General features: G+C 66.9%; 26 protein-coding genes and 1 other RNA gene. 12 read left to right on the top strand and 15 right to left on the bottom strand.

Features of this window, described 5'->3' with window-relative positions; all coding sequences use genetic code 11:
• Positions 1 to 116: 116 nt before the first annotated feature.
• On the bottom strand, positions 117 to 1,460 hold the full coding sequence (locus tag CCO03_RS09660; RefSeq protein WP_087280425.1) for an MFS transporter: 1,344 nt from the start codon (positions 1,458 to 1,460) through the stop codon (positions 117 to 119).
• A gap of 439 nt (positions 1,461 to 1,899) precedes the next feature.
• Here CCO03_RS09660 and CCO03_RS09665 point away from each other — a divergent pair, with 439 nt between their 5' ends.
• Positions 1,900 to 2,826 carry an ADP-ribosylglycohydrolase family protein gene (locus CCO03_RS09665; protein ID WP_087280427.1) on the top strand — a complete coding sequence of 309 codons (927 nt, stop codon included), beginning with the start codon at positions 1,900 to 1,902 and terminating at the stop codon, positions 2,824 to 2,826.
• A gap of 60 nt (positions 2,827 to 2,886) precedes the next feature.
• Here CCO03_RS09665 and CCO03_RS19730 read toward each other — a convergent pair whose 3' ends face one another.
• The 5 genes from CCO03_RS19730 to CCO03_RS09685 all read right to left on the bottom strand — a co-directional run bounded on the left by CCO03_RS19730 (position 2,887) and on the right by CCO03_RS09685 (position 7,430).
• Entirely contained in the window at positions 2,887 to 3,066 is a 180-nt protein-coding gene (locus tag CCO03_RS19730) for a hypothetical protein (protein WP_157667613.1), read from the bottom strand.
• A gap of 43 nt (positions 3,067 to 3,109) precedes the next feature.
• Entirely contained in the window at positions 3,110 to 4,366 is a 1,257-nt protein-coding gene (locus tag CCO03_RS09670) for a multidrug effflux MFS transporter (protein WP_087280429.1), read from the bottom strand.
• Positions 4,367 to 4,690: 324 nt separating this feature from the next.
• Positions 4,691 to 5,131 carry a peptide-methionine (R)-S-oxide reductase MsrB gene (msrB, locus tag CCO03_RS09675; protein ID WP_087280432.1) on the bottom strand — a complete coding sequence of 147 codons (441 nt, stop codon included), beginning with the start codon at positions 5,129 to 5,131 and terminating at the stop codon, positions 4,691 to 4,693.
• Entirely contained in the window at positions 5,128 to 6,720 is a 1,593-nt protein-coding gene (locus tag CCO03_RS09680; protein ID WP_087280435.1) for a protein adenylyltransferase SelO, read from the bottom strand. The genes msrB and CCO03_RS09680 overlap by 4 nt, the downstream gene beginning before the upstream one ends.
• A 302-nt stretch (positions 6,721 to 7,022) precedes the next feature.
• Positions 7,023 to 7,430, bottom strand: coding sequence for a COG4315 family predicted lipoprotein (locus CCO03_RS09685; protein WP_087280438.1), 408 nt, complete (start codon positions 7,428 to 7,430; stop codon positions 7,023 to 7,025).
• A gap of 120 nt (positions 7,431 to 7,550) precedes the next feature.
• On the opposite strand from CCO03_RS09685, the gene CCO03_RS09690 reads away from it, so the two are divergent.
• A complete protein-coding gene (locus CCO03_RS09690) occupies positions 7,551 to 8,528 on the top strand; it encodes a bifunctional helix-turn-helix transcriptional regulator/GNAT family N-acetyltransferase (RefSeq protein WP_087280442.1) in 978 nt (325 codons plus the stop codon).
• 52 nt (positions 8,529 to 8,580) lie between these two features.
• Here the strand turns inward: CCO03_RS09690 and smpB are convergent, their stop codons facing one another.
• Complete coding sequence (smpB, locus tag CCO03_RS09695; protein ID WP_087284490.1) at positions 8,581 to 9,072, bottom strand: SsrA-binding protein SmpB; 492 nt, start codon at positions 9,070 to 9,072, stop codon at positions 8,581 to 8,583.
• A 154-nt stretch (positions 9,073 to 9,226) separates the two neighbouring features.
• Between smpB and CCO03_RS09700 the strand changes: the two genes are divergently transcribed.
• Both CCO03_RS09700 and CCO03_RS09705 read left to right on the top strand, forming a co-directional pair.
• The gene (locus CCO03_RS09700; protein ID WP_087280445.1) at positions 9,227 to 9,673 is read left to right on the top strand and encodes a type II toxin-antitoxin system RatA family toxin; all 447 of its coding nucleotides are present in this window, start codon (positions 9,227 to 9,229) and stop codon (positions 9,671 to 9,673) included.
• Between the two features lie 111 nt (positions 9,674 to 9,784).
• On the top strand, positions 9,785 to 10,204 hold the full coding sequence (locus tag CCO03_RS09705; RefSeq protein WP_087284493.1) for an RnfH family protein: 420 nt from the start codon (positions 9,785 to 9,787) through the stop codon (positions 10,202 to 10,204).
• 137 nt (positions 10,205 to 10,341) lie between these two features.
• On the opposite strand, the gene CCO03_RS09710 is transcribed toward CCO03_RS09705, so the two are convergent.
• The 5 genes from CCO03_RS09710 to CCO03_RS09730 form a co-directional block, all read right to left on the bottom strand.
• Positions 10,342 to 10,980, bottom strand: coding sequence for a DUF4124 domain-containing protein (locus CCO03_RS09710; protein ID WP_087284496.1), 639 nt, complete (start codon positions 10,978 to 10,980; stop codon positions 10,342 to 10,344).
• Between the two features lie 135 nt (positions 10,981 to 11,115).
• Entirely contained in the window at positions 11,116 to 12,381 is a 1,266-nt protein-coding gene (gene rho, locus CCO03_RS09715; protein ID WP_087280447.1) for a transcription termination factor Rho, read from the bottom strand.
• Positions 12,382 to 12,636: 255 nt separating this feature from the next.
• Complete coding sequence (trxA, locus tag CCO03_RS09720; RefSeq protein ID WP_087280449.1) at positions 12,637 to 12,960, bottom strand: thioredoxin; 324 nt, start codon at positions 12,958 to 12,960, stop codon at positions 12,637 to 12,639.
• Between the two features lie 142 nt (positions 12,961 to 13,102).
• Positions 13,103 to 13,199, bottom strand: an RNA gene (gene ffs, locus CCO03_RS09725) — signal recognition particle sRNA small type.
• A gap of 5 nt (positions 13,200 to 13,204) precedes the next feature.
• Positions 13,205 to 13,438 (bottom strand): hypothetical protein, encoded by a 234-nt coding sequence (locus CCO03_RS09730; protein ID WP_157667614.1) that lies wholly within the window; start codon positions 13,436 to 13,438, stop codon positions 13,205 to 13,207.
• Positions 13,439 to 13,699: 261 nt separating this feature from the next.
• Here CCO03_RS09730 and dnaX point away from each other — a divergent pair, with 261 nt between their 5' ends.
• Complete coding sequence (gene dnaX, locus CCO03_RS09735) at positions 13,700 to 16,132, top strand: DNA polymerase III subunit gamma/tau (protein WP_087280455.1); 2,433 nt, start codon at positions 13,700 to 13,702, stop codon at positions 16,130 to 16,132.
• A 42-nt stretch (positions 16,133 to 16,174) separates the two neighbouring features.
• A complete protein-coding gene (locus CCO03_RS09740) occupies positions 16,175 to 16,507 on the top strand; it encodes a YbaB/EbfC family nucleoid-associated protein (protein WP_087280457.1) in 333 nt (110 codons plus the stop codon).
• Between the two features lie 16 nt (positions 16,508 to 16,523).
• Here CCO03_RS09740 and CCO03_RS20070 read toward each other — a convergent pair whose 3' ends face one another.
• Positions 16,524 to 16,685, bottom strand: coding sequence for a hypothetical protein (locus CCO03_RS20070; RefSeq protein WP_169717432.1), 162 nt, complete (start codon positions 16,683 to 16,685; stop codon positions 16,524 to 16,526).
• A gap of 39 nt (positions 16,686 to 16,724) precedes the next feature.
• Here CCO03_RS20070 and recR point away from each other — a divergent pair, with 39 nt between their 5' ends.
• Entirely contained in the window at positions 16,725 to 17,315 is a 591-nt protein-coding gene (gene recR / locus CCO03_RS09745; RefSeq protein WP_087284500.1) for a recombination mediator RecR, read from the top strand.
• 637 nt (positions 17,316 to 17,952) lie between these two features.
• Positions 17,953 to 18,978 carry an ABC transporter substrate-binding protein gene (locus CCO03_RS09750; RefSeq protein ID WP_157667615.1) on the top strand — a complete coding sequence of 342 codons (1,026 nt, stop codon included), beginning with the start codon at positions 17,953 to 17,955 and terminating at the stop codon, positions 18,976 to 18,978.
• Positions 18,979 to 18,993: 15 nt separating this feature from the next.
• Here CCO03_RS09750 and CCO03_RS09755 read toward each other — a convergent pair whose 3' ends face one another.
• The gene (locus tag CCO03_RS09755) at positions 18,994 to 20,604 is read right to left on the bottom strand and encodes a transglycosylase SLT domain-containing protein (protein WP_087284503.1); all 1,611 of its coding nucleotides are present in this window, start codon (positions 20,602 to 20,604) and stop codon (positions 18,994 to 18,996) included.
• Positions 20,605 to 20,681: 77 nt separating this feature from the next.
• On the bottom strand, positions 20,682 to 21,476 hold the full coding sequence (gene gloB / locus CCO03_RS09760; protein WP_087280464.1) for a hydroxyacylglutathione hydrolase: 795 nt from the start codon (positions 21,474 to 21,476) through the stop codon (positions 20,682 to 20,684).
• A gap of 130 nt (positions 21,477 to 21,606) precedes the next feature.
• Between gloB and CCO03_RS09765 the strand changes: the two genes are divergently transcribed.
• The 4 genes from CCO03_RS09765 to CCO03_RS09780 all read left to right on the top strand — a co-directional run bounded on the left by CCO03_RS09765 (position 21,607) and on the right by CCO03_RS09780 (position 26,570).
• A complete protein-coding gene (locus tag CCO03_RS09765; RefSeq protein WP_418236057.1) occupies positions 21,607 to 22,563 on the top strand; it encodes a class I SAM-dependent methyltransferase in 957 nt (318 codons plus the stop codon).
• Between the two features lie 168 nt (positions 22,564 to 22,731).
• Entirely contained in the window at positions 22,732 to 23,175 is a 444-nt protein-coding gene (gene rnhA, locus CCO03_RS09770; RefSeq protein WP_087280468.1) for a ribonuclease HI, read from the top strand.
• A 207-nt stretch (positions 23,176 to 23,382) separates the two neighbouring features.
• Positions 23,383 to 25,374, top strand: a complete 1,992-nt coding sequence (locus tag CCO03_RS09775) for a DNA topoisomerase IV subunit B (RefSeq protein WP_087280471.1) — start codon at positions 23,383 to 23,385, stop codon at positions 25,372 to 25,374.
• 233 nt (positions 25,375 to 25,607) lie between these two features.
• Positions 25,608 to 26,570, top strand: a complete 963-nt coding sequence (locus CCO03_RS09780) for a lytic transglycosylase domain-containing protein (protein ID WP_236903763.1) — start codon at positions 25,608 to 25,610, stop codon at positions 26,568 to 26,570.
• Positions 26,571 to 26,580: the final 10 nt, after the last annotated feature.

Here is a 26,580-nt window from a genome sequence, read left to right on the forward strand (position 1 = left end):
ACCGACGCTGAGGGGAACCCGTCCTTTTGGGTTTTGCCTGCAGATGCGGGCTGTGCGTCAGCGGTGGCGCACAAGGCCAGTCCAGAGCGACTTGTGTGCCTGGTGAGGCCGGGGCTTCAGGGCTTGGCGTGCGCCGCATCCACCGTGTGCATGGCGCCGTGGGCGGGTAACTGCAGGTGGCCCACATCGCGGGGCCAGAACGGGCCCTTGAAGCGGGTCATGGCGACCAGGAACAGGGCCATGCACACCCAGGTGATCATGATCCAGACCTGCCAGGAGCTGTGGTGAGCGACCTGTGGGGCAACCAGCAGCGTGACCATGCCCACGCCCTTGACGACGAGGTTGTACAGGCCCCAGGTCGTGCCTTGCAGGCGTGCGTCGATGTCCTCTGAATTTTCTGAGTAGTTGGCCATCCAGGGGCTGACGGCCGCCCCCATGGCGCCGCCCATCAGCGCGCCGGTCAGCATCAAGGCGGCGTTCGAGGTATCGGGCCGGCCCATCAGGTAGCCGAACACGGCCAACACCACCAGCGCAACCAGCGTGAAGCCGCAGGTGAAGATGCGGCGCAGCTGCAGCTTGTCGGACCAGCGGCCCACCACGATCAGGCTGACGATGTTGAGCACCCAGAAGCAGGCCATGATCATCGACGCCGCGGCCGGCGTGCGCTGGAAGGTCTGCGTGAGCATGGTCTGCCCGAAGGCGGTGATGGAGATGTAGAAGCTGAGCCACACGGCAATGCCGATGACGTGCGCGAGGATGGTGCGGTTGGTCAGCAGCGTGGCCGCCCGGGCGGGTTCGCGGGTGTCGGCGGCCTCGATCACGCGTTGCTCGCTGTGCAGCACCTCGGCGCGCAGGCGCGGCGAGAGGTCGGCGATGTTCAGCGCGATGACGATGGAGGCGATCAGCGAGAGCACGCCGATGATCAGGAACTGGGAGTGCCAGGCGTTGTTGAACAAAGGCAGGGTGACCGCGGCGATGCCGGCAGACAGGAAGTTGGCGCCCACAGGGCCGCAGGTCCAAAACCCCAGCGCCTGCGCCCGGCCCATGCGCGGCGAGAAGTCGCGCACCAGCGGCGCCGTGGTCGCGATGGCCATGCCGTCGGCAAAGGTGAGCACGAAGCGCAGCACAGCGAATTCGGTGGCCGTGGTGACGAAGGCCATGGCCAGGGCCAGAAACGCGGTCAGCGCCATGATGGGCAGCAGCACCCGCACCCGGCCGTAGCGATCGGCCAGGCGGCCACCGAAGAAGCCCGCCACGCCGCCGCACAGCAAGGCGATGGCGGAGATGAGGCCGTAGGTGGTCAGCGTCATGTTCAGGTCATGCAGCAGCAAGGGGACCACGGGGGCGATGGCGGCCTCGTAGGAGCAGATGAGGCTGGCCAGCACGGCCATGCTCAAAATCTTGCGCCGCTTGGCGCCGGTGGGGTATTCGTCCAGTTCCTGGATCCAGGTGCGAGCCATGTGTGTCCTCTGCGTTGTCTCGTTACAGCGGGCCACATCGCGTGTGCAGCCGCGCCTGAACGTCCGTGGCTGTCTCGGTCTGGCACGTCCCGGTGGGGCAAGTCATGGCTGGGGCAGCCTGGTCGACCCGGGCCACGTGGGGCCGGGTCAGGGCGGCTGCCGATCGATGCAGCGCGGTGCGACCTTACGCCTGGGCGGGCGGCCCTGGCCGTTTCTTGCCAAACGTTAAGGCAGGCGTAGGCACGGCGTTCGCCGGCCGGGCAAGACCATCCGGGCGGGCGATCCGCGTGGCAGCAAGGGTGTGAGCAGGCCCGGTGGGACGCTGCCAAAGGTGCAGCAAGAAGCGGCGCTCGCCTGCATCCGGACCCGCGTCTCACCGCTCAGTGGCCCGCACCGGGGCCGTATGCTGTGCAGCTTTGCAAGAGGTGAGGAGGGGCGCATGACATCGGCTGTTGAGGACTCGGAGCTGTTCATGGACCGCGCCAGCGCTTGCCTGCTGGGCCTGGCGGTGGGAGATGCGGTGGGCGCTGCGGTGGAGTTCCTGCCGCGGGGGCGGTTTCGGCCGCTGACCGACATGACGGGTGGTGGCAAGTTCCGCGTGGCCAAGGGCGAGTGGACGGACGACACCGCCATGGCCCTGTGCCTGGCGGACAGCCTGATCGCCTGCCAGGGGTTTGATCCACTGGACCAGATGCAGCGCTACTGCCGCTGGGTCAACGAGGGGTACAACGCCACCCGGCCCGAAGCCTTTGGCATTGGCAAGACCGTGCTGGAGGCCGGGCTGTCGTTTCAGGTCAGCGGCAACCCGTACAGCGGGCGCTCAGAGGTGCGTTTTTCGGGCAACGGGTCGCTGATGCGGATCGCGCCCATCGCGATCGCATACGCGAACCAGCCCGAGGAGGCCTGGCGATACGCGGCCTTGAGCTCTCGGGTCACCCATGCGGCGCCGGCTTGCGTGCAGGCCTGTCAGTACGTCACGCAGGTGCTGATGCGGGCATGGGGCGGTGTGGACAAGGCGACTATGCTCGACGCCTCAGGGCTGCCGCCGCTCGACAGCCTGAGCGAGGTGCTGTCGGGCGACTTCAAACGCAAAACGGCTGACGAGGTGAGGGGCAGCGGATACGTGATCGCCAGCCTCGAGGCTGCGCTGTGGGCGTTCTGGCACACCGACAGCTTCAGGGACGCGATTCTGGCGGCGGCCAACCTGGGGGACGACGCCGACACCACGGCCGCCATCTGCGGGCAGATCGCGGGTGCGCACTACGGGTTGGCCGCGATTCCGCCCGAGTGGTTGGCCGTGCTGCACTGGCGTGAGCACATCGAGCAGGTGGCTCGCCGCCTGGGTGCGCTGGCTTTGCAGGGTTAACGGGTATCCATCCATTGCCGTTCTTCACAAATCGGATGCAGGCGGATACTGTGTCGAATTTCATTCAAGAATTTCCCTGACCGAATCGATGTGAATCGGCAACGCGCCATTGGCCTGGACCAGGTCGATGCCGTCAACCTCCGCGCGCTCAACACCTTCATGAAAGCGCGCATGGCCTGCGTGGTGACCCCATCGCCCGATTCGCACGCCGGCAAAACGCGCGCGTGTGGATCTGACCATGCCCGCTTCGGAGCGAAGGGCCCAGGCGAGCCCATGAGTCCCATCAGGTCAATTCGTGCGCGCGGCGGCCAATCTCGGGCCAGCGCTGGTGCAGCCACACCCACGACACCAGCCCCGTGGCCAGCAGGCCGGCGGCGGCCACCGCCAGGCCCAGGGCCGAGTGCATGACCAGCGGCGCCAGCACGCCGGCCACGATGCCGTTGGCGGCCGAGCCGACGACGGATTGCAGCGACGAGGCCATGCCGCGGCGGTCGGGATGCAAGTCCAGCACCAGCAAGGTGACCGCGGGCACCATGAGCGCCCAGCCGAAGCTGTAGAACATCACCGGCCACATGGACCACAGCGCATGCGGGGTAAACAGCGCATTGGCCGCGATGTTGACCAGGCACACCAGCACCATGACGAAAAAGCCGTCGCGGATCTGGCGCTTGGGCGCCACCTTGCCGGCCATGCGACCCGAGGTCCACGAGCCGCTGATGATGCCGACGACGTTGAGCACGAAGAACCAGAAGAACTGCGTGGGCGCCAGCTGCAGGATGTCGCCCAGGAACGCTGGTGCGCTGAGCACGTAGAGGAACATGCCGTTGAAGGGCACGCCGCTGGCGAAGCACAGCAGCAGGAAGCGCGGGTCGGAGCACAGGCTGGCGTAGCCGCGCATCAGGTTGCCCACGCGCAGCGGCTGGCGCTGTTCCGGGGCCAGCGTTTCCTTCAGCCAGGTCGCGCTGGAGGCGAACAGCCCCACGCCGACCACGACCAGGAACCAGAACACGGCGTGCCAGCCCCACCAGTCGGCCACCAGGCCGCCGATCATGGGCGCGATGACGGGGGCGATGCCGAAGAAGATGGTGACCTGGCTCATCACGCGCTGGGCCTGGCCGGGCGCGAACACGTCACGGATGATGGCGCGCGAGACCACGATGCCGGCCCCGGTGCTGAAGCCCTGCACGGCGCGCCAGAACACCAGCGCCTCGATGGACTGGGCCAGGGCGCAGCCGGCCGAGGCCACGGTGAACAGGGCCAGCCCGCCCAGCACCACCGGCCGCCGGCCGAAACTGTCCGACAGCGCGCCGTGGAACAGGTTCATGAAGGCGAAGCCGAACAGGTAGGCCGACAGCGTCTGCTGCATCTGCGCCGGGCTGGCCTGGATGGCGCTGGCAATGGCGCCAAAGGCGGGGATGTAGGTGTCGATGGAAAACGGCCCCAGCATGCCGAGCAAGGCCAGCAGCAGGGCAAACCCCCAGGCGCTTGCAGGGCGCGATGGCGGGGTGGTGGCGACATCGCGCGAGGTGGGGTCGGTCATGGGACGGTGGGTTGGCGCAAAAGGCCGAGGGAAGCTGATTGAACAGCAGTATGGGTGAATTGCCGTTCGACAGACAACGAGATGAGGGCTATACCTCAAAAAAATGGGTGGACGGCCCTTGCAGGACCTGGTCACGTCGCCCGCTCGCGTTGGAGAAGGGCTGGCATCGCCGCGGGCCAGCGGGCATGGCTACGGACCGGGTACCCATGGCAGGCCAAGTCTGGCGACAGGCGGATCGCCGATGGCGCAAGGCCGAGGATCTGACCCGCAGTGGCTGGCCCAGCACCCGCGTGGGACAGAGCCGCCGCGAACACGGCGTGCGGCTCAGTCCGCGCCCGGCTCGAACTGCAGCGAGGCCGAGTTCATGCAATAGCGCAGGCCGGTGGGCGCGGGGCCGTCGGGGAAGACGTGGCCCAGGTGCGCCCCGCATTGGGCGCACACGGTTTCCACGCGGATCATGCCGTGGCTGATGTCGCGCCGCTCTTCGATGGCGCCCGGAATGGCTTCGGAGAAGCTGGGCCATCCGCAGCCCGCGTCGAATTTGGTGTCCGACTCGAACAGCTTGTTGCCGCAGCAGATGCAGTGGTAGCTGCCGTCGGCCCAGACCTGCTCGTACTTGCCGGTGAAGGGGCGTTCGGTGGCCGCGTGGCGGGTGATTTCGTAGGCGCCTGGCTCGGCACCGCGGCGGGCGAGCAAGGCGCGCCATTCGGCCTCGGTTTGCGGCAGGTCGGACAGCTTGAGCGGCGGCGTGGCGGGTGGGGTCATGATGAACAGCTGATGCAGATGTTGGCGGCCCAGGCCGGCGCAGCGTCGCTGGCGTCTTCGGCCCCGGGGACGGGGGAAAAAGGGGCTTGCACCAAGGCCAGCAAGCGTTGCACGTCTGAGAAGTCGCCCGCCTTGGCCTGGGTGATGGCGTGCTCGCACAGGTGGTTGCGCAGCACGTACTCGGGATTGGTGGCCAGCATGGTCATGCCGGCTGCCGCGGCGTCCTGCCGGGCCAGGCGCGCCCGGTAGTCCTGCAGCCAGCCCTCGAAAGCACGGCGGTGCTCGGGCTGGGTGAACAGATCGGCCGGGTCCTGTTGCGTAGGCGGCGCACCGTCCGCCGCGGCGTCGAATCCGCGCGCCACCGCGTGGGACAGCCGGCGCCAGAACAGCGGCCAGTCGGCTCGCGCGGCCGCGAGGATGGGCAGCAAGCCCTGCGCCAGGTCGCCATCACCGGGTTCGTCGGGGTTGCCGGGCTGCACACCAAGCTTGGCCGCCATCTGCCCCGCCAACGCCTGGGAGAAGGCTTGCTGAAACGGTTCCACCGCCCGCAGCACCAACTGTTCGTCCTCGATCAGCGGCATCAAGGCCTGGGCCAGGCAGAACAGGTTCCAGTAAGCGACGCTGGGCTGGTTGTTGTAGCTGTAGCGGCCGGCGTGGTCGCTGTGGTTGCAGATGTGGCCGGGATCGAAGCCGTCCATGAACTGGAACGGCCCGTAATCCATGGCCAGGCCCAGGATGCTCATGTTGTCGGTGTTGAGCACGCCGTGGCAAAAGCCCAGGGCCTGGAATTGCGCAAACAGCCGCGCGGTGCGTTGGGTGACTTCGGCCAGCAACGCAGCCGCCAGCTTGCCGTCGTGGGCGTGGGCCTGGTCGCGGCAGGCGGGCATGAACTCGTCCACCACGAACTCGGTCAGCAGGCGCAGGTGGTGGGTGTCGCGGCGGGCCGCAAAGTGTTCAACGTGCCCGAAGCGGATGAAGCTGGGGGCCACGCGCGTGACGATGGCGGCGGTTTCCATCTCCTCGCGCGCGACCGGCAGGTCAGAGCCCACCAGGGCCAGTGCCCGGGTGGTGGGCACGCCCAGGGCGGCCATGGCTTCGCTGGCCAGGAACTCGCGGATGGACGAGCGCAGCACGGCCCGGCCATCGCCCATGCGCGAATAGGGCGTGCGGCCCGCGCCCTTGAGCTGCAGCTCCTGCCACTGGCCATGGCGGTCCTGCACGCAGCCCAGCGAGTGCGCACGCCCGTCGCCAAGCTGACCGGCCCAGACGCCGAACTGGTGCCCGCTGTAGACGCTGGACCAGGACAGCGGGCCGATGCTGCTGGCGACCTCGGGCTGGTTGCCGGCCAGCACGTCCAACAAGCCGGGGGCATCCTGCAGCGCGCGCCAGTGCTCACCCAAGCCCAGTTCGCGCGCCATGGCATCGCTGCCCGCCACCCAGTGCGGGGCCGGCAGGCCGGCCGTGGGCAGGCGGGTGCCGAATGCCGGGCTCAGGTCGCGAAAGGCGTGGGGCAGGGGACGGGCCTGGCCGCCCGCCAGCTGCAACAGCTGCGCCAGCGCTTGTGGGGAGGAGAGCAGAGGGTCAGGCATGGGATGGATGGGAGTACGGGCCGATTGCCGTTGATGGGTTGACAGCAATGGGCTGATACATCTGTAAATGGCGCGTTGCGCCGGTGCGCTTGGCGTGGTGGTGTGCGAAAGCTGGTGTCCTGGTGCTGCGCTGATCACGCACGGGCTGCGCTTCGCTGCCGATCAACGGGCAAATTCGGCGCCAGCCCTGCATTGTGCGCAAGAACGGCAAAAGCCGCAGCATGCTGCGGCTTGGTGCAAAGATCCGGTGCGGATCGCGGGTGCGTGGCGCAGGGCTGGCCTTGCGCCGCGCAAGCTGGGCCTCAGGGGCGGGCGAGTTTCCAGTTGCCACCCACGCCGTCACCGGTCTTGTCGCCGGCCTTGGTGTCCTTGACGAAGTAGTACAGCGGTGCGCCCTTGTAGGCCCACTGACGGGCGCCGTCGGTGCGGATCAGGATGGTGTAGTCGCCAGCGGGTTTGGCCGTGGGTGCGGCCACCAGCGGAGGCCAGTTCTTGGCGCACTGGTCGTAGCAGGCCGATGCCCCGCTGCCCACGGTGTCTTTGGCGAACACGTACAGGCTCTTGCCGTCCGGGCCGATGAGCACGCCGTCGGCCGAGCGCGTGGGCGTGTCCGCCGTGGCCGAGGCCTTGGCTGCCTCATGCTTGGCGGGCTTGGACGAGCAAGCGGTCAGCGCGGCGGCAGCCATCAGCGTGGCAATCAAAAGCTTCATGGATCAACTCCAAGGTGGTTGAGAACCCGTGCAGTGTACCCAGCGTCTGTGGCGGTGGCGTGTTGGCGGCAGGGGATGATTTGGTTGCTTGATGCAATCAAATACTTGTATCATGCAACTATGACAACACCCCATGCAGCCGATGCGAGCGAGATGGCGCTCGTGGAATCGATTCGAGCCGCCTCGCGCACGCTGGTGCGTGAGCTGGGGTTCATGAAGGCGACCATTGCGGCCACGGCGCATTCGCCGTCGGCCGTGCACGCGTTGATGGAGATCGACGCCCAGGGCGCGTTGACGGCGGTGCAGCTGGCCAGCCTGCTGGACCTGGACAAATCCAGCGTCAGCCGCATGGTGGCCAAGCTGCTGGCTGCGGGCGAGCTGCACGAGCAGGCGCACCCGGAGGACGGCCGGGTCAAATCGCTGAGCCTGACCCCGCAGGGCGCGCGCACCGTCGAGCGCATTCACGCATTTGGCCAGCAGCAGGTGCTTCAGGCCCTGCAGCACCTGAACCCCACGCAGCAGCAGAGCGCGGCGCAAGGGCTGGCGACCTACGCGGCGGGGCTGAAGGCCCATCGCCTGGGGCGGGCCGAGGCGCCGACCAGCCCGATCACCGTTCACACCGGCTACCAGCCCGGCTTGATTGGCCGGGTGGCGGAAATGCATGCCGCCTTCTATGCGGCACACGCCGGATTCGGGCAGTACTTCGAGAGCCGGGTGGCCACAGAGTTGGCGGCCTACACCGGGCGCCTGCAGTCGCCGTGCAACCGCATCTGGACCGCGCAGCTGCATGGCCGCATCGTGGGGTCGCTCGCCATCGACGGCGAAGACCTGGGGGACAACAAGGCCCACCTGCGGTGGTTCATCCTGGATGACGGTTGCCGGGGATCCGGGATCGGCCGTCGCCTGATGGCCGAGGCCATGGCGTTTTGCGACATCCGCGGCTTTGACGAAACCCACCTCTGGACGTTTCAGGGCCTGGATGCAGCGCGCGCGCTGTACGAGTCCTTTGGCTTTGTCTGCGTGCACGAGTGGGCTGGCACGCAATGGGGAAGCCGCGTGACCGAGCAGCAGTTCGTTCGCCTCGCCCCACGCGCCTGAGGCGCCGGCGATGACGAGAAAAGGCGGCGAGGGCGAGAGAGTTACGCTGGCTTCAGCGCTTGAACGACTTCAAGGCACGCTCCACCTCGCGCTTGCCTTCGCGCTCGCGGATGGTGTCGCGCTTGTCGTGGTCGGCTTTGCCCTTGGCCAGCGCCACTTCGCACTTCACGCGGCCGTTCTTCCAGTGCAGGTTCAGCGGCACCAGCGTGTAGCCCTTTTGCTCCACCTTGCCGATCAGGCGCGAGATCTCGTGCTTGTGCAGCAGCAGCTTCTTGGTGCGCACGGCATCGGGCCGGACGTGCGTCGACGCCGTGCCCAGCGGATTGATCTGGGCGCCCAGCACGAACAGCTCGCCATCACGAATCACGACGTAGCCATCGGTGAGCTGCACCTTGCCGGCCCGCAGGGCCTTCACTTCCCAGCCCTCGAGCACCATGCCGGCCTCGAAGCGCTCTTCCACGAAATAGTTGAAGCGCGCTTTCTTGTTGTCGGCAATGATGGGTTTCACGGCGGGTTTGGCGGCGCCGGTTTTGGCTTTGGACATGGCCATCCTGGATACAAACGGGGCAAAGGGATGCGCGGCGCGCAGGGGCGTCGGCGCGGTCTCTGGCGAGACCTGAGCAGGTGGTGCCGGCGGGCAAATTTACAATGCAGGCTTGAATGCCAGGCCGGCGGCGCCTTGCAAAGCCCACCATTGTATGAAGAACGTTCACAAATCCGTCCTGGTTGCCTACTCGGCCGAGCAAATGTTTGCCCTGGTGACCGACGTGGCCCGTTACCCCGAATTCCTGCCCTGGTGCGACCACGCCCGGGTCATCAGCGAAGGCGATGACCAGATGACGGCCGAGGTGGGCTTGAGCATCGGTGGCATCAAGCAGGCGTTCGTCACCCGCAACACCCATGTGCCGGGGCGCAGCGTGACCATGGAATTGGTGGACGGCCCGTTTTCCCGGCTGGATGGCGTGTGGCACTTCCATGCGCTGGGCGATGTGGGAAGCCGTGTCGAGCTGGACCTGCACTACGATTTTTCGAGCCGCACCCTCGGCATGGTGGTGGGGCCGGTGTTCGACCGCATTGCGTCGACCCTGGTTGATGCCTTCGTCAAACGGGCTGAAGACAAGTATGACGGTGGTGCCCTTTTGTGATCAACGGGAAATGGTGCGTACTGCGTGTCGTCAAGTCGAGCGACACCCGGTGCGGCGCCTTGATGGCTGGCGAGCCCAGGCGGTCCTTGCATGCTTCCCGAGCCTGACGCCATGCCTTTGAATGCGCCCAGCCCGCAGGCCGACGCCGCAAGCGGTCCCGAGACCCAGCCCGTCATCCGGGTGGAGGTGGCCCACAGCCCGGCGCCGCGTGAGCTCAGCTGCGAGCTGCTCACCCTGCCGGCCCACGCCACGGTGCGAGATGCCCTGCAGGCGTCCACCCTGTGGCGCAGCCTGCCCGAGTCACCGCCCGGGCAGGACGCATCCGGCGGCGACTGGCGTGGCCTTCGCCTCGCCATCTTCGGCAGCCGTGTGCACCTGGACAGGCCGTTGGAGGACGGGGATCGGCTGGACGTCTGCCGCGCCTTGCGCGTGGACCCCAAACGGGCGCGCCGTGAGCGCTTCAGCCAGCAGGGGGCTGGCCGATCGGGCCTGTTCGCCAAGCGCAGGCCGGGGTCGGTGCCGGGTTATTGAGGAGTATCTGTGGCTGGCCTTTTGTTTGTCAACGGCAATGGCCTGATACTGCTCACAGTTTGTTGAATCGACCGCAGGCTGGCCATGAAAAAAGCCGCTGGACAGCGGCTTGGGTGGCGGGGTCTGACCCGTGCGGTTTACTTCTTGGCCGCGGGCAGCGGGCCGCAGTCCGATGCGATGATGCCTTCGGCACGCTGGAGTTCGGAGGCGCGTGCGGCGTCGTCCAGCACAATGCGTTCGCCCTTGTCGTTCACCTTGGCCAGGCGCATGCCGCTGGCCAGCGAATTGCGGGCATCCTGGGCGCGGCGGCAGTTCTCGGCGCGCACGCTGGCGACGCGCTCCTCTTCGGCCTTGCGCTTGGCGGCCTCGGCCGCTTCGGCCTGCTTGGCCTTGTCTTCCAGGGCTTTTTGCTTGGCGGCTGCAGCCGGGTCTGGCTTGGCCGGCGCAGAAGCCGCGCCGGACGCAGGGGCTGCGGCGGCGTTGGGGGCCTTGCGCGGTTCTTCCGGCTTGATGTCGCCGTATTGCGGGGTGTTCGCGGTCTTGCGACCAGAGATGGCGGGCGCTGCCGGGCCGGCCGGGGCAGCGGCCTTGCCGGTGCTGACACGGGGCGTGACTTCGCCAGGCGCCTTGAGGATGCGCGACTCGGGCACATCCGCTGGCGGCGGTCGGTCGCTGAACACCTTGCGGCCGTCGCTGCCGACCCATTGCCATTGAGCAAAGGCTTGCGCGGAGACCAGACACAGGCTCGCAAGCATCAGGGGGCGAAAAAACGTCATGCTCATGCCTTGGAAGAAGCCAATTCAATTACACAGATTGTCACATTGTGCGTTCAATGTGACGACTTTTGACAAGTCGTGAGGCGCTCGCCTCACTTCTTGTCCAAATCTGTGCAGATTGCACATGGCCATCGATCAACCGCCGCGGCGCATCATGTCGAAGAATTCCGAGTTGTTCTTCGTGGCCTTCATGCTTTTCAGCACCATTTCCATGGCTTCGATTTCATCCATGTTGTAGATGAATTGCCGGATGATGCGCGTTTTTTGCAGGATTTCCGGGGCCAGCAGCAGTTCTTCGCGGCGCGTTCCCGAGCGGTTGAGCTGAATCGACGGGAACACCCGCTTTTCATACAGCCGGCGGTCCAGGTGCAGTTCGCTGTTGCCCGTGCCTTTGAATTCCTCAAAGATCACCTCGTCCATCTTGCTGCCGGTGTCGATCAGGGCCGTGGCGATGATGGTCAGCGAGCCGCCTTCCTCGACGTTGCGGGCCGCACCCAGGAAACGCTTGGGCCGCTGCAGGGCATTGGCATCCACACCGCCGGTCAACACCTTGCCCGAGGACGGCACCACGTTGTTGTAGGCGCGGGCCAGACGGGTGATGGAGTCGAGCAGGATGACGACGTCCTTCTTGAGTTCGACCAGGCGCTTGGCGCGCTCGATCACCATTTCAGCCACGTGCACGTGACGGGCCGCAGGTTCGTCGAACGTGGAGGCGATGACTTCGCCCTTGACCGAGCGCTGCATTTCCGTCACTTCTTCAGGGCGCTCGTCCACCAGCAGCACCATCATGTGGCTGTCGGGGTAGTTGGCGCTGATGGCGTGGGCAATGCTCTGCATCATCACGGTCTTGCCGCTCTTGGGTGGCGCAACGATCAGCGCGCGCTGGCCTTTGCCGATGGGCGCGATGATGTCGATGATGCGGCCGGTGATGTTCTCTTCACCTTTGAAGCTCTCGCGTTCCAGGCGCATTTGTTCCTTGGGGAACAGCGGCGTCAGGTTCTCGAACATGATCTTGTGCTTGTTCTGCTCGGGCGGCAGGCCGTTGACCTTGTCGAGCTTGGTCAAGGCAAAGTAGCGCTCACCGTCTTTGGGGATGCGCACTTCCCCTTCGATCATGTCGCCGGTGTGCAGGTTGAAGCGCCGCACCTGGCTGGGCGAGATGTAAATGTCGTCGGTGCTGGCCGTATAACTGGTGTCGGGGCTGCGCAAAAAGCCAAACCCATCGGGCAGGATTTCCAGCACCCCATCGGCAAACACCTGCTCGCCAGCCTTGGCGCGCTTTTTGATGATGGCAAACATCAATTCCTGTTTGCGCATGCGCCCTGTGTTTTCGATTTCCAGGGCTTCGGCTTGCTTGGTCACTTCGGACACGTGCAAGGCCTTGAGTTCGTTCAAATGCATGGGGAATTCCGCTTGATTGCACGCGTACGGTCAATCCCGAAAGGGCATTGCCGCGTAGGACTTCAATGGAAGAGGACCCGATCCGACCTGTCGGCGGTGGGTGAAAAGAAATGGGAATCTGGGTGAAGGTGAAGGGGTTTTGCTGGGCCCGCTGTGTTCACGCGTTCACAAATCTGCCGCAGATTATCGCATGCGGCGCGCGCAGAGTTTGAGGTCTGAGATGAGAAATCGGCGCCTTGTGGGCGCCGATGGGAATCACTGCTGGGCGAAGGCCGCCAGTTGCGACTTGGTTTGGGCGCCGACCTTGGCGGCCACCAGGGCGCCGTCCTTGAACAGCATGAACGTGGGGACGCCGCGCACGTTGAAGCGCGCAGGCACGGCGCGGTTGTCGTCGATGTTCAACTTTGCAACCTGCACCTTGCCGTCCAGGTCGCTGGCCAGTTCTTCGATGGCAGGTTCCATGGCCTTGCAGGGGCCGCACCATTCTGCCCAATAGTCCACCAGCACAGGCTTGTCGGACTGCAAGACTTCGGCTTCGAAGTTGGCATCGGTCAGGGTTTTGATCATGGTCATGACAATGTGGGGAGAGGATCCCGAGGCGCGGAGCGCACCTCAATAAACAAGCGGAACTGACATTGTCGCCACATTGGGCGCGAGATGTTCAGGGCTGGTTTGAATTGTTTCTATCGCGGAGATAGGGAGCTGGATCGCTGAAAGAGGGGGTGACGAGCCTTGACCCCGGCACTGGTTCCACAGTTAGGGCTGCTTGGTTCCCCACCTGACCCGGTTGGCCGCTTCTCCATGCGGGAAGGCCCGTCAGCCGCTATTGTAACGCCATGGCGGAGAGGCGTCGGCTCGCTTCCATGGTGCCGAAGCTCAGGCACAGGACATGACGGGCATCGCGTTGCACCTGTTCCAGCTCTGGGCCGCACATGTCGGGGTTGGCGCAGAGCTGCTGCAGCAATCGGCTGGCCCGCGGATGGCAGCAATCGGCCAGGGCTTCCAGCAGGGCGGAGATCTCGGGGCCGGCGCATTCTTTCGCGTCGTCGATGGGCATCACAGGTGGGTCGAGGTGCTGCAACATGGGCGATTCAAAGGGTGGTCAAGGCGATGGGACGCCTTGAGGCGCAGGCGAGCGCCAAAAAACAACGGGCATTTGATGACAAATGTCTGGAGTGCGCAGCCTAATGTGTTCAAAGTAATACCTTTCACTGAATTTTGTGGCAATTACGCGTCACTCTCGCGCCTCAAGCCGCCGACCGCCCCGATGGCCGCCGGCACGAGCAGGGCGTTCTCGGCATTCCTTAGAATGCGCGCCATGTCTTATCTGGTCCTGGCCCGCAAATATCGCCCGCGCAACTTCCGCGAAATGGTGGGGCAGGCCCATGTGGTGACGGCACTGGGTAACGCGCTGGTGCAAAAGCGCCTGCACCACGCTTACCTGTTCACGGGCACGCGAGGTGTGGGCAAGACCACGGTGTCGCGCATCCTGGCCAAGTCGCTCAACTGCGTGGGCGTGGATGGGCAGGGCGACATCACGGCCGAACCGTGTGGCGTGTGCGAGGCCTGCCGCGCCATCGATGCGGGCAATTTCGTCGATTACACCGAGCTGGACGCGGCCTCGAACCGGGGCGTGGACGAGGTGCAGCAGCTGCTCGAACAGGCTGTTTACAAGCCGGTGCAGGGCCGCTTCAAGGTCTTCATGATCGACGAAGTGCACATGCTGACGAACACGGCCTTCAACGCCATGTTGAAGACGCTGGAGGAGCCGCCCGAGTACCTGAAATTCGTGCTGGCGACGACCGACCCGCAAAAGGTGCCGGTCACCGTGCTCAGCCGCTGTCTGCAGTTCAACCTGCGGCCCATGGCCCCCGAAACGGTGCGCGAGCACCTGGCGGCCGTGCTGGGCAACGAACAGATCCAGGCCGAGCCAGGGGCGCTGACGCTGCTGTCACGCGCAGCGCGGGGTTCGATGCGCGACGCGCTGTCGCTCACCGACCAGGCAATTGCCTTTGGCGCCGGCCAGGTCCAGGAAGCGACGGTGCGGCAGATGCTGGGCGCCGTCGATCGTCAGCAGGTGTTCGCCATCATCGAGGCCTTGGCGGCGGGCGATGGTCAGGCGGTCGTGGGGCTGGTCGAACAGGCCCGGGCCGTGGGGCTGAATGCCGGCAGCCTGCTCGAGGACATGGCCCAGGTGTTGCAGCACATGGCGGTGGCTCAGACCGTGCGCACGGCCGAGCCGCCCGCCGATGCCGATCCGGATCAGCGCATGGAGCACCAGCTGGCGCAACAGATGGCGCGGGATGAAACGCAGCTGCTCTACAGCATCTGCATCCATGGCCGAGCCGAACTGGGTTTGGCGCCCGACGAGTATGCGGGCCTGACCATGGTGTTGCTCCGGCTTCTGGCCTTCCAGCCAGAAGGGGCTGAAAAAAAAACGCCTGAATCCGGGCGCCTGACCAAGCAGGCGCTGCCTGCCGAGGCGTCCGCGTCGTCTGCTGGCCGCGCGCCAGGGGCCACCGCGCCGCCGGCGGTGGTGCAGGGGCTCGCACCGGCACCTGTCCCGGCTGCGGCACCGACGTTGGCCAAGCCCGTGGCAACGTCGGCGGCGGCTGCCATGCCGGTGCGCGTGCCGCCCGCGGCGCCGCTTGTCGTTGGCGACAGGGGGCAGTCCGGATCGACAGGGCCCAGCATGCCGGTTGATGTGGTGGTCGGGCGGAGTATGGTGCAATCTCCGTTGATGCAACAAACGAGAGTGCTCGATACCCCTTATATTTCGGTTGCATTGGACGGGCAGGGCGCTGCTCCCACGCCGGATTCGATGGCGTCGCAACCGCCCGAGGTGCCGCACCCCGTTCCAGACCGGGCCGAGCCCCCGCCCGTGGAGCAGGCTGCCCAGACGCCCCCGTGGCGCGAGGCTGCGGCGCCGGTAGTGCCGGTAGTGCCGCCGGGTCACGCGGTGCCCGAGATCGCCACGCTGCGGCCTGAGCAGGCCCACGAGCTGGACGAACACCGTGCGCCGGAGCCAGCGCCGCTCGCCATCGCAGCAACGGTCGAGCTGGACCAGCCATCGACGTCCCTCGATGATGAGCAGGACGACCTGGGCCCGCCGTCAATGCCCCCCTGGGACGAGCTGGTGGAGCTGGATGCGGCACCGCCCGTGATGGCGCCGGCAGCCAAGCCGCTTGCGCCGGGTGCTGGGGCCGCGCTGCAAGCCTTGCCGGTGCGCGATGCGCCGCAGGGCGGCACCCCCGACCCGCTGCCTGCGGACGACGCGCCGCACCCGGTGCTGTCTGTGCCGGTGGCCCGCGCGTCGCGCGACGAGGTGCCCACGGGCCAGGCCAAGGCATTGCCGCCGCTGGTGCCCACCGAAGAGGGCAAGTTCTGGCACCGCGTGGTGGCTGGCTTGGTGGGCCAGGAGGCCATCAACGGGTTCGTGCGCGAGCTGGCGTTGCAGTCACAGCTGCTGCAGCGCGATGCGGATGCCTGGCATCTGGCGTGTGCCTCGGGCCTGCTGGGCAGCGCCAACACGGTGGAGCGCCTGCAGGCCGCGCTGGTGGCAGCCGGCCATGCCGTGCAGTTGAAGGTCAGGCAGGCCGAGGTTTCCGACACGCCGTCGCTGCGCAATCAGCATGCGCAGGCCAGGCGGCTGAACGCCGCGCGCGCGCTGCTCGAGGCCGATCCGTTCGTGCAGGCGCTGCAGCGCGACTTCGCGGCGACAATCATCGATCACAGCGTCAAGCCCTTGTGAGCGGACGCGCAACGCTTTTCATTGCAATCGAAGGACCCACCCATGTTCAACAAAGGACAACTCGCCGGCCTGATGAAGCAGGCACAGGCCATGCAGGACAACCTGAAGAAGGCTCAGGATGAACTCGCCCACATCGAGGTCGAAGGCGAAGCCGGCGCCGGCATGGTCAAGGTGCTGATGACCTGCAAGCACGACGTCAAGCGCGTGACCATCGACCCCAGCCTGCTGGCCGAAGACAAGGACATGCTGGAAGACCTGGTGGCTGCAGCGTTCAATGCCGCGGTGCGCAAGGCGGAAGACACCTCCAGCGAAAAGATGGGCAAGATCACCGCCGGCATGCCGGGCCTGCCCGGGGGCATGAAGTTCCCGTTCTGATAGGTGTGCGCACACCTTATGGAGTATGGGTTGGAAGCCGTTTGATGATGAACGGCCACTGGTTCATACTGCCCAATGTGGGCTGCGCATGCACCTGGTCCAGACCGACTGCACGGGCTTCGGTCACCACGGCGGCGTCTTCGATGCGGATGCCGATGTGGTGGAAAGTCTCGGACACATCGGGCCCGGGGCGCACTGTGCACAGATACCCTTTCGCATGAACGACACCGGCTCGCTCGATCACCTCATCGAAGCCCTGCGGCGCCTGCCTGGCGTGGGGGTCAAGTCGGCTGCGCGCATGGCGTTTCACCTGTTGCAGCACGACCGCGAGGGCGCGCGCGTGCTGGCTCAGGCGCTGGATGCGGCGGTGGATCGCATGGGCCATTGCAAGCTCTGCCACACCTTCACCGAGGACGAGGTGTGTGCGACCTGCCGCGACCCGCGCCGTGATCCTGGGCTGCTGTGCGTGGTGGAGACGCCCGCCGATCAGGCGGCGGTGGAACGCACTGCGGCCTTCAGGGGCCGCTACTTCGTGCTCATGGGGCGCATCAGCCCGCTCGACGGGGTGGGGCCGAACGAGATCGGCGTGCATCAGCTGCTGACGCGCGCCACCGATGGGCTGGTGCACGAGGTGGTGATGGCCACCAATTTCACCGCCGAAGGCGAAGTGACCGCCCACCTGCTGGGCACGGCGTTGCGCGAGCGCGGGCTCAAGGTCACGCGCCTGGCGCGCGGGGTGCCCGCCGGCAGCGAGCTGGAGTATGTGGACCTGAGCACCATCGCGCACGCCCTGGTCGATCGGCGCTGAGCAGCGCCTGAGGCGCACTTGCGCTGTCCTTGACCCTGGCTGTCCAAGTCGCGGATGTGCTGCATCTGGGTCCCTGGCCATTTGAGCCGTGCCATGCCTTCCGCGAAGGTGAAATCCGCTGGCGGCTGGCCCAAGCACGTACCCGTCGCATGCCCAGACGTCGCCGCTGTCAGTGGCCCGGTGGATGGAGCTGGGCGCCCGATCAGCCAAGCGCGGACGGCGCGCCTGCCGGGCAAGGCGTGCGCTGCAGGTGAACTCTATGATGAGAATCATTTTCATTTAAAAGTTTGTCGACACCATGACTCAGGGCCTGATGTGGCTGTTGTTGGCGGGCGGGGCGTGGGTGCTGGCCAGGTCGCGCGAGCCCGGCGTTTTGCGCGGTTGGCTCATTGGCCGGCGGGTCGCTCATGCGCGTGCTCCCAAGCTCGAAAGCCAGTCCACAGACGCAGGCTGCCGGGTATCGCACGGCCATGCCGGCTGGGCGCTGCCTGTCGGGGATCCTCATTCCTGAATCGCCGTAGGCCGCTGCAACCGGGAAAACCTGCGCGGGATGCCACCGATGTGGTCTGCACCCCCATGCCGTAGCGTGTCGGCCATGCCGCTTGCTTTGCCCCCCATACCCCTCCGTCGTCGGCGCGTGCTGCAGTGGCTCGCGGCCTCGGGCGCGGGGTGGGCCATGCCGGCGCTGGCGCAGGACGGGGTGGCACCCCGGCTGAGCGCCACCACCGGCTTGCGCGTGGTGGTGCCTGGCCTGCATGCCACCCAGGCCTTTCCGCTGTGGTGCGCCGACCGCTTTAGTCACCTCGCCCAGCAGGGCTTGCTTGTGCGCTGGAGCGACGAGGCCACCGATGCGCTGGCGCTGCAAAAACTGCAGCGCGGCGAGGCCGATCTTGCGGTGGTCGGTCTGCCGTCGCTGCTGACGGGCGCCACCGACGGCCCTGGCCCTTGGCGTGTGCTGATGCAACTGTGGCGCTCGCCCCAGTCGGTACTGCTGGTGTCGCGTCGGGCGGTGGAGCGCTACCTGGCCCCGACGCAATTGAGCGGCTTGCGCATCGGCATCGGCGCGCCCGGTGCGGCTGCCAGCCACACCGCCTGGGCGGTGTTGCACAAGGGCGGGGTGACGACGCAGGCCGTGAACTGGGTGAGCCTGGGGGCGCAAGAAGGGGCGCTGTCAGCCCTGGCCCACATGCAGGTGGATGCGCTGGTTGCCCAAGACCCGGTGGTGAACCTGCTGGAGCGCGACTTTCCGGTGCAGATTGCCGCCGATACCCGCACGCTGCAAGGGTCCCGCGCACTGTTTGGGGGGGATTACGGGGGCACGTGCCTGGTGGCGCGCACGGCGTGGCTCGGTGCCAACCCCCAGCCGGCGCAGGCCCTGGTGCTGGCTCTGGCGCGGGCGCTGAAATGGCTGCAGACGGCACAGACCAGCGACCTGGCCAAGGTGCTGCCCGCGCAGCTGGGCGTGGGCAAGCAGGCCGACCACATCCTGGCGTTCGAGAAGGCGCGTGGCGCGCTGTCGGTCGATGGCGCGTTGCGGCCGGACGACCTCGTGGCCACCTTGGCGGTGATGGATCGCCTGCAGATCACGCCCGTCGAAGGCGACTGGCGGCGCGCCCTGGCACCCCAGTGGATCGAACAGGCGCGGGGACAGTTGGCCGGCTGAGGCGCCCGTCCCGCATCATTTGGCTTTGGCGGTTTTGGTCTTGCTACTGGCCACCGGCTTGGCCGTTTTGGTGGGCTTGGCCGACTTGGCCTGAGGCGCTGCAGCCTGCCGCGTTTTGGTGGCGGTTGGTTTGGCGGCCGCCTTGGTTGGCGCGCGGCCTGCGGGACGGGCGTTGCTGGCGCTGCGCTTGCTGGCGGTGGGTTTGATGCTGCGCGATTCCGCAGCCAGAGCCCGGCTCACGGTGGAGCGCTGCGGCAGGTACAGCACCACGGCCTGGCCGCGTTTCAACGAGGCGCGGGGACTGAGCTGGTTCCAGCCCGCCACGGTGGAGGTCGGCAGGTCATACCGGTTGGCGATGCTGGCCAGGGTGTCGCCCTTGCGCGCCCGCACGGTGGCGCGGCGCAGCACCACCTCGGGGGCAAAGGCCACCCGGGCCTGGTCCACGACGTCGCTGGCGACCTTGAGTGCGGCGCCATCGCCGCGCGGCACCAGCAGGGTGGAACCGGCTTTGACCAGCATGCGCGGGGGCACGTTGTTGAGCGAGCGGAACTCCTCTTCGCTCATGTTGTTGGTCCGGGCGGCCTCGCTCACCGTCATGTTCGACGGTGCCACCCAGGCGGTCCAGCTGGCCAGCCGGCGGCTCTGGCGGGCCTGCAGGTTGCGCTTGAAGACCTCGGCGTTGTCCCAGGGCAGCAGGATTTCGGGCGTGCCGGCCGCGAACACGATGGGCCGGTGGATGGAGGGGTTCAGGGCCTTGAACTCGTCGACACGGATCTCGGCCAGCTCGGCGGCCGTGGCGACATCGATGTCGCTGGTGAGCCGCACGGTGTCGAAGAAGGGGTGGTTGCCGATTTCGGGCAGCGTCGCGCCGAATTTCTCCGGGCTGGCGATGATGTTTTCCAGCGCCTGCAACTTGGGCACGTACATGCGCGTTTCGTTGGGCATGCGCAGGCTGGCGTAGTCGGTGGGCTCGCCGGCGTCACGCGCGCGCTGGATGGCGCGCCCCACATTGCCTTCCCCCCAGTTGTAGGCGGCCAGGGCGAGGTGCCAGTCGCCGAACATGTTGTGAAGCTTTTGCAGGTAGTCGAGGGCGGCACGGGTGGAGGCCAGGATGTCGCGCCGGTCATCGCGGAACACGTTCTGCGTCAGGTCGAAGTACTTGCCCGTGGCCGGCATGAACTGCCACATGCCTGCCGCCTTGGCGCTCGACACGGCTTGCGGGTTGAAGGCCGATTCGACGAAGGGCAGCAGGGCCAGCTCGGTGGGCATGTTGCGCCGCTCCAGCTCTTCCACCACGTGGAAGATGTACATGCGGGAGCGCTCGGTCATGCGCAGCAGGTATTCTGGCCGCTCGGTGTACCAGTCCTCGCGACTGCGCACCAGGTCGCCTTCGAGATCGGGCATGGCAAAGCCGCGGCGGATGCGCTCCCACAGGTCGTTGGGGGCTTCCAGGCGCGCCACGCCCTGGTGGTTCAACTGACCTGCCTCCAGCGGACCCATCTCTCCCGACGCCGGCTGGCTGGCCAGGCGCGTCGACTGAGCGGGCTTGCGGCTGCTTGCATCGGCGCTGGTGCCTGAGTTGTCCAGGGTGGCGCACCCCGTGGCCAATACCGACACGGCGAGCATCAAGGCCGACAGCGGGCGACGCGGCAGGGCGGACAGGCGTGTTGTACACGCGCGGCGCAGGGGCGAAAGCGATTCGTTCATGAAAAGTTGTTCTTCCATTCGCGCAGGGCGGCAAACACCGCCACCGTGTCATTTGGGCTCGCCATGGTGTCCAGACTCGCATGGGCTTGCACGGCTTGCGCCACCGAGTCCTGGCGGGCGCGTAAAAAGGGGTTGATGGCCCGCTCCAGGGCCATGGAGCTGGGCAGGGTCGGACGCCCGGCGGCCCGCAGGGCCTCACAGTGCGCCAGGTACTCGATCGTGTCGGCGTTGCCAGGTTCCACGGCGCGCGCAAATTTCAGGTTGGACAGCGTGTACTCGTGGGCCGCGCACACCTGGGTGTCGCCCGGCAGCGCGGCCAGCTGATCCAGGGAGTCCAGCATTTGCGCGGGCGTGCCCTCGAACAGGCGGCCACAGCCGCCCGAAAACAGCGTGTCGCCGCAGAACAGCAGAGGCTTGCCGCCCACGTCGCGGCACACGTAGGCGATGTGCCCCGCCGTGTGGCCCGGCACATCCAGAACCTGCCAGTTCAGGCCCAGGGCGTCCACGGTGTCACCGGCCTGCACCGGGGTGAAGGGCTGCGGGATGCGTTCACGGGCCGGGCCCCAGACTTGCGCGCCGGTGCTGTCCCTCAGCGTGGCCACGCCGCCGGTGTGATCGCCGTGGTGGTGCGTGACTAGAATGGCCGTCAACGTGAGGTGGCGCTCAGCCAGAGCGGCCTGCACGGGGGCCGCATCCCCGGGGTCGACGACCAAGGCGTGCTGGCCATCGTCCAGCAGCCACAGGTAGTTGTCGTTGAAGGCGGGCAGGGGGGTCAGTTGAAGGTGGCGCATGGGGATCGTGATGAAGGCTGCGTCAACCCAAGCTCACCGCTCGCCTCTGCACCGGCACATGAGGCCATGTGCGATGACGGCCGGCGCGCCTTGAAACTGCTGGCAGGTAACCGTTGGGCAATCCGCTGTGATTATAAGAACCGCCGCTTCCCTCCATGATTGGTATCTGACGCCACCGGGCCAATACCTGCGGGCCTGGGAAGAGGCGCAGCTGGATCAGGCCGTGGCCGACGCCTTTGGTTACCACGCGCTGCAAATCGGGGCCGCGCGTGTGGATGGCCTGCGGGCCAACCGCATGCCGCACCGCTGGCTCGCCATCGATGCCGGCGCCGCCCCCTGTGCGGGCGAGGGGCAGCCCCCCGCGCCCCCCGATGAGCAGCTGCGCACGCCAGCGGTCGGGCCGACCACCTTGCCTGATGCAGTGGCGACCGCGGCGTGCACCGCCAGGCCATCAGCCGCAGCCGGCAACTCGGCCGAACGCGAGACATCCGCTGCGCAACTGGTGCTCGATGCCCGCGCGCTGCCGTTTTTTGAGGAAAGCCTGGACCTGGTGGTGCTGCCCCACACGCTGGAGTTCAGCCCCGATCCGCACGCCTGCCTGCGCGAGGTGGCACGTGTGCTGGTCAACGAGGGCCGTGTGGTGATCTGTGGCATCAATCCGCTGAGCCTGTGGGCGGCGCGCCAGTGGCGGGGCCATGCCTGGCGGCGGCTGGGCGGCGGCGACCTGTACCTGCCCGAGCAAGGCGAGTTCATCGCCCCCTGGCGTGTGGCGGACTGGTTGCGCCTGTTGGGCTTTGCCGTGGGGCCGGTGCAATACGGCTGTCACCGCGCGGCCACGCGCAGTGCCAGCTGGCTGGCCCGCCTGGCCTGGATGGACCGCTGGGGCGAGCGCCTGTGGCCGGTGCTGGGGGCGGCCTACTGCGTGACGGCCATCAAGCGCAGCGCGGGCCCGACCTTGATCGGCAAGCCCTGGAAGGCGCTGGCCGCCAAGGGCGAGGCGGCCGTGGTGGCGCAGCGCACGCCCAGCGCACCGCGCGTGGCGCCGGCGCCCGGGCCGGCGCCTGCCACGGCCCGCACCCCGCCTTGATGCCTGGTGCGGTCGGGCGCAGGTCCGTGCGTCGCCAACTGCGCCACAATCGGCCGCTTTGCATCGGCGGCGCGGGGAGCGTCCGTCGATGCAGTGGCCATCAATTTCTTGAAACATGATTGTGTGGCTTCCATTGAATAGCATGAGGTAACGGCTTTGACTGCAAAAATGGATTCGGTGGTGATCTACACCGATGGCGCCTGCAAGGGCAACCCGGGCCCTGGCGGCTGGGGGGTGGTGTTGCGATCGGGGCCTTTCACCAAAGAGTTGTTTGGCGGCGAGGCCAACACCACCAACAACCGCATGGAGATGCAGGCCGTGATCGAGGCGCTGGCGGCCCTCAAGCGGCCTTGCCAGGTCAACCTCTACCTGGACAGCCAATACGTGCGCCAGGGCATCACCGAATGGGTGCGGGGCTGGAAGGCCAAGGGTTGGCGCACATCCACAGGCCAGCCGGTCAAGAACGTGGACCTGTGGCAGCGGCTGGACCAGCTCGTGTCCACCGGGCCGCACCAGATCACCTGGCACTGGGTCAAGGGCCACGCGGGCGACGAAGGCAACGAGCGCGCCGATGCCTTGGCGAACAAGGGCGTGGCCCTGGTTCGGGGTTGATGGATTTGGGCAGTATCATGCCATCGCCGTTTCATTTGAAACGAGAAATGACCAATACTGCCCTTCATTGGCTTGATGACGCCATCGAGGACGCATGGCCCTGCGAGGTGTTCACCCGGCGCCTTCTGCCGCCAGGGCCTGCTCAGGCCAGGCCCTCATCTGTATAAATACACAGGCATTGGCTGCTTGCCACGCTAAAATTGCCCCATGGTCAGCAACACGCAATCGATATCTCAGCCCGCCGCCACGAGCTATGGCGAGGGCTCCATCCGCGTTCTGAAGGGGCTGGAGCCCGTCAAGCAGCGGCCGGGGATGTACACGCGCACCGACAACCCGTTGCACATCATCCAGGAGGTGATCGACAACGCGGCCGATGAGGCGCTGGCCGGGTTTGGCAAGAAGATCAAGGTCACGCTGCACGCCGACGGGTCGGTCAGTGTGGAGGACGACGGGCGCGGCATCCCCTTTGGCCTGCACCCCGAAGAGCAGGCCCCCGTGGTCGAGCTGGTGTTCACGCGGCTGCATGCGGGCGGCAAGTTCGACAAAGGCCAGGGCGGGGCCTACAGCTTTTCGGGTGGCTTGCATGGCGTGGGCGTGTCGGTGACGAATGCCTTGTCCACACGGCTCGAGGTCGTGTCGCACCGCGAAGGTAAGCGGGCCGCCATCGTCTTTGCCGGCGGCGATGTGACCGAGCCGCTGGTGGTGCGGGCGCTGGAGGCTGGCGAGCGCAAGCAAGGCACCACCGTACGCGCCTACCCCGATGGCAAATACTTCGAGAGCAGCCAATACCCCATGCACGAGCTGCGCCACCTGCTGCGCAGCAAGGCGGTGCTCATGCCCGGCGTGTCGGTCACGCTGACGGACGAGAAAAGCCGCGACACCCAAACCTGGCAGTACAAGGGCGGCCTGCGCGACTACCTGATGCAGGAGCTGGCCAGCGACCCCGTGATCCCGGTGTTCGAGGGCAGCGGCTTTGCCGGCAAGAAGGACGACAACTTCGCCGAAGGCGAGGGCGCGGCCTGGTGCGTCGCCTTCACCGAAGACGGCGCCAACGTGCGCGAGAGCTACGTCAACCTGATCCCCACCACCGCCGGGGGCACCCACGACAGCGGCTTGCGCGACGGGCTGTTCCAGGCCGTGAAGAGCTTCATCGAGCTGCACAGCCTGCTGCCCAAGGGCGTGAAGCTGATGCCCGAGGACGTGTTCGCGCGGGCGAGCTACGTGCTGTCGGCCAAGGTGCTCGATCCGCAGTTCCAGGGCCAGATCAAGGAACGCCTGAACTCGCGCGACGCCGTGCGTCTGGTGTCCAGCTATGTGAAGCCGGCGCTCGAGCTGTGGCTGAACGAGCACGTCGAATGGGGCAAGAAGCTGGCGGAGCTGGCCATCAAGGCGGCGCAGACGCGCCAGCGGGCCGGCCAGAAGGTGGAAAAACGCAAAGGCAGCGGCGTGGCCGTGCTGCCGGGCAAGCTGACCGACTGCGAAAGCCGGGACATCGCGCTCAATGAGGTGTTCCTGGTCGAGGGCGACTCGGCCGGCGGCAGCGCCAAGATGGGGCGCGACAAGGAAACCCAGGCCGTGTTGCCGCTGCGCGGCAAGGTGCTGAACACCTGGGAGGTCGACCGCGACCGCCTGTTCGCCAACAACGAGATCCACGACATCTCGGTGGCCATCGGTGTCGATCCCCATGGCCCGCAGGACGAACCCGACCTGAGCGGGTTGCGCTACGGCAAGATCTGCATCCTTTCCGACGCGGACGTCGACGGCTCGCACATCCAGGTGCTGCTGCTGACGCTGTTCTTCCGCCACTTCCCCAAGCTGATCGAGGCCGGCCACATCCACGTGGCGCGCCCACCGTTGTTCCGCCTGAATGCGCCCGCGCGTGGCAAAAAGCCCGCGAGCAAGCAGTACGCGCTCGATGAGCGGGAGCTGGCGGCCATGATCGACAAGCTGCGCAAGGACGGCGTGCGCGAGGGCGCCTGGAGCGTGAGCCGCTTTAAGGGCCTGGGCGAAATGAACGCAGAGCAATTGTGGGAAACCACGCTGAATCCCGACACGCGCCGGCTGATGCCGGTCCAATTGGGCGCCATGGACGCGTTGCAGACCACGTCGCTGATGACGCAGCTCATGGGCAAGGGCGAGGCTTCGGCCCGGCGCGAGCTGATGGAGCTGCATGGCGATTCGGTCGAGGTGGACGTGTGAGCGATGGCCGGGCGGCATCGCGCATGTGCACGGGCGTCCTGAACAGGGGGCTTGGCATGATGGCAAGGTTTCGACGTGGCGCGCCAGGGGCGCGCCGGCAGGGCATGGTGCCGGCAGGCGAAGGTCTGCGCCGGCAACAGGCGCGGGCCGCTCATGCCCTGGAGCCCTGGCAGGCCGCCAGTCGCTTGCACGCGGTGACGCCTCTGGCAAGGCTGCAGCCTTCGATGGTTTGCATGAGCACCGAAGCCGGGCACCCTGCCGCAGGCCACATGCCGCGCTTGAGCTCCTCACGCGCGATCCACCGGCCTGGCTGGCGGGCGCGGTTGCGGGTGCGCTTGACGCACCTGGCGCTGGCTTTGGGGCTGACCGCCTGCACCGGCGTGGCCCATGCCGACCTCTGGGGCTTCGTCGACAGCGACGGTGTGCCGCATTTCGCGTCGCAGCAGCTCGACGAGCGCTATGAGCTGTTTTCCAAGACCCCGGCGCGGGCCGGTGTGGATGCCGGGCCGGGGGTGACGGTGGCGCTGCCGCGCAGCGACCGCGTGGGCGATCTGGCGGGGCCGGCCAGCACCACCGAAGGCCTGCAGGCGCGACCTGCCCAGGCGCGGCCCGCACAGGCCTTGACCCTGCCGCGGCACCTGGCCATGCTCGACCAGTTGCCGGGCTACAAGGCCAACCGCAAGCACCTTCAGGAAGCGGCCCGCGTGCACGGGGTGGACTACGCCTTGCTCAAGGCCGTGTCGGCGGCCGAATCGGGCTTCAACCCCGAAGCCGTGTCCCCCATGGGCGCCATCGGCCTGATGCAGGTGATGCCGGCCACCGCCGAGCGCTATGGCGTGGTGGGCGATGCCAAACGCACGGTGCAGGAGAAACTGACCGATCCGCGCATCAATGCGCGCACCGGCGCGCGCTACCTGGCTTACCTGCTCAAGCTGTTTCCCGGGCGCATCGACCTAGCGGTGGCGGCCTACAACGCGGGCGAGGGTGCCGTGGCGCGTTACAAGCGGCAGATTCCCCCGTTCAAGGAAACGCAAAACTACGTCAAGACCGTGCTGCAGCTGTATGCCGCCTTCAACCCCGACGCCGCCGTGGCCTTGCTGGATGGCGCGGCGGCGGCGGCGCCGGCTCGCGAGGGCCAGTCTGCCGTGCAGCGCCGCGGCCGCCGCGTCCAGGTGCAGTTGGGCGGCGAACCTTGAGGCGTCCCCG

It is taken from the genome of Comamonas serinivorans, from assembly GCF_002158865.1.
Classification (GTDB): Bacteria; Pseudomonadota; Gammaproteobacteria; order Burkholderiales; family Burkholderiaceae_C; genus Comamonas_E; species Comamonas_E serinivorans.

Excerpts from the sequence above, each read along its gene's own strand:
- CCO03_RS09700 (WP_087280445.1), top strand. The coding sequence starts at position 9,227 with ATGAAGAACGTTCACAAATCCGTCCTGGTTGCCTACTCGGCCGAGCAA.
- CCO03_RS19730 (WP_157667613.1), bottom strand. The coding sequence starts at position 3,066 with ATGGTCAGATCCACACGCGCGCGTTTTGCCGGCGTGCGAATCGGGCGA.
- CCO03_RS09775 (WP_087280471.1), top strand. The coding sequence starts at position 23,383 with ATGGTCAGCAACACGCAATCGATATCTCAGCCCGCCGCCACGAGCTAT.
- CCO03_RS09740 (WP_087280457.1), top strand. The coding sequence starts at position 16,175 with ATGTTCAACAAAGGACAACTCGCCGGCCTGATGAAGCAGGCACAGGCC.
- CCO03_RS09670 (WP_087280429.1), bottom strand. The coding sequence starts at position 4,366 with ATGACCGACCCCACCTCGCGCGATGTCGCCACCACCCCGCCATCGCGC.
- rho (WP_087280447.1), bottom strand. The coding sequence starts at position 12,381 with ATGCATTTGAACGAACTCAAGGCCTTGCACGTGTCCGAAGTGACCAAG.
- CCO03_RS09710 (WP_087284496.1), bottom strand. The coding sequence starts at position 10,980 with ATGACGTTTTTTCGCCCCCTGATGCTTGCGAGCCTGTGTCTGGTCTCC.
- CCO03_RS09680 (WP_087280435.1), bottom strand. The coding sequence starts at position 6,720 with ATGCCTGACCCTCTGCTCTCCTCCCCACAAGCGCTGGCGCAGCTGTTG.
- gloB (WP_087280464.1), bottom strand. The coding sequence starts at position 21,476 with ATGCGCCACCTTCAACTGACCCCCCTGCCCGCCTTCAACGACAACTAC.
- rnhA (WP_087280468.1), top strand. The coding sequence starts at position 22,732 with ATGGATTCGGTGGTGATCTACACCGATGGCGCCTGCAAGGGCAACCCG.
- smpB (WP_087284490.1), bottom strand. The coding sequence starts at position 9,072 with ATGTCCAAAGCCAAAACCGGCGCCGCCAAACCCGCCGTGAAACCCATC.
- msrB (WP_087280432.1), bottom strand. The coding sequence starts at position 5,131 with ATGACCCCACCCGCCACGCCGCCGCTCAAGCTGTCCGACCTGCCGCAA.
- dnaX (WP_087280455.1), top strand. The coding sequence starts at position 13,700 with ATGTCTTATCTGGTCCTGGCCCGCAAATATCGCCCGCGCAACTTCCGC.
- CCO03_RS09755 (WP_087284503.1), bottom strand. The coding sequence starts at position 20,604 with ATGCTCGCCGTGTCGGTATTGGCCACGGGGTGCGCCACCCTGGACAAC.
- CCO03_RS09705 (WP_087284493.1), top strand. The coding sequence starts at position 9,785 with ATGCCTTTGAATGCGCCCAGCCCGCAGGCCGACGCCGCAAGCGGTCCC.
- CCO03_RS09685 (WP_087280438.1), bottom strand. The coding sequence starts at position 7,430 with ATGAAGCTTTTGATTGCCACGCTGATGGCTGCCGCCGCGCTGACCGCT.
- CCO03_RS09780 (WP_236903763.1), top strand. The coding sequence starts at position 25,608 with ATGAGCACCGAAGCCGGGCACCCTGCCGCAGGCCACATGCCGCGCTTG.
- CCO03_RS09660 (WP_087280425.1), bottom strand. The coding sequence starts at position 1,460 with ATGGCTCGCACCTGGATCCAGGAACTGGACGAATACCCCACCGGCGCC.
- CCO03_RS09665 (WP_087280427.1), top strand. The coding sequence starts at position 1,900 with ATGACATCGGCTGTTGAGGACTCGGAGCTGTTCATGGACCGCGCCAGC.
- CCO03_RS09730 (WP_157667614.1), bottom strand. The coding sequence starts at position 13,438 with ATGCCCATCGACGACGCGAAAGAATGCGCCGGCCCCGAGATCTCCGCC.
- recR (WP_087284500.1), top strand. The coding sequence starts at position 16,725 with ATGAACGACACCGGCTCGCTCGATCACCTCATCGAAGCCCTGCGGCGC.
- CCO03_RS09690 (WP_087280442.1), top strand. The coding sequence starts at position 7,551 with ATGACAACACCCCATGCAGCCGATGCGAGCGAGATGGCGCTCGTGGAA.